The sequence below is a fragment of the Paenibacillus germinis genome, from assembly GCF_013141785.1.
Taxonomy (GTDB): Bacteria; Bacillota; Bacilli; order Paenibacillales; family NBRC-103111; genus Paenibacillus_E; species Paenibacillus_E phytorum.
Map to the genome: position 1 here is coordinate 1 of NZ_WHOC01000005.1, position 978 is coordinate 978.

Below are 978 nucleotides of genomic sequence, written 5' to 3' on the forward strand. Positions count from 1 at the left end.
TAGTATTCGTCAGCTGCATACATTGCTGCACTTCCACCTCGAACCTATCAACCTCGTCGTCTACAAGGGGTCTTACATACTGGGAAATCTCATCTTGAGGGGGGCTTCGCGCTTAGATGCTTTCAGCGCTTATCCCCTCCGTACATAGCTACCCAGCGATGCCTCTGGCGAGACAACTGGTACACCAGCGGTACGTCCATCCCGGTCCTCTCGTACTAAGGACAGCTCCTCTCAAATTTCCTACGCCCGCGACAGATAGGGACCGAACTGTCTCACGACGTTCTGAACCCAGCTCGCGTACCGCTTTAATGGGCGAACAGCCCAACCCTTGGGACCTACTTCAGCCCCAGGATGCGATGAGCCGACATCGAGGTGCCAAACCTCCCCGTCGATGTGGACTCTTGGGGGAGATAAGCCTGTTATCCCCAGGGTAGCTTTTATCCGTTGAGCGATGGCCCTTCCATTCGGTACCACCGGATCACTAAGTCCGACTTTCGTCCCTGCTCGACTTGTAGGTCTCGCAGTCAAGCTCCCTTATGCCTTTGCACTCTGCGAATGATTTCCAACCATTCTGAGGGAACCTTTAAACGCCTCCGTTACATTTTAGGAGGCGACCGCCCCAGTCAAACTGCCCACCTGACACTGTCCCCATACCGGATCACGGTACCAGGTTAGAACTCCGATACGATCAGGGTGGTATCCCAACGATGCCTCCACCCAAGCTGGCGCTCAGGCTTCAAAGGCTCCCACCTATCCTGTACAGATCGTACCAAAGTCCAATATCAAGCTGCAGTAAAGCTCCATGGGGTCTTTCCGTCTTGTCGCGGGTAACCTGCATCTTCACAGGTATTAAAATTTCACCGGATCTCTCGTTGAGACAGCGCCCAAGTCGTTACGCCATTCGTGCGGGTCAGAATTTACCTGACAAGGAATTTCGCTACCTTAGGACCGTTATAGTTACGGCCGCCGTTTACTGGG

General features: G+C 53.7%; 1 rRNA gene. It reads right to left on the reverse strand.

Annotation, left to right across the window (positions count from 1 at the left end):
- A 23S ribosomal RNA gene (locus tag GC102_RS00025) occupies positions 1-978 on the reverse strand; the annotation flags it as partial.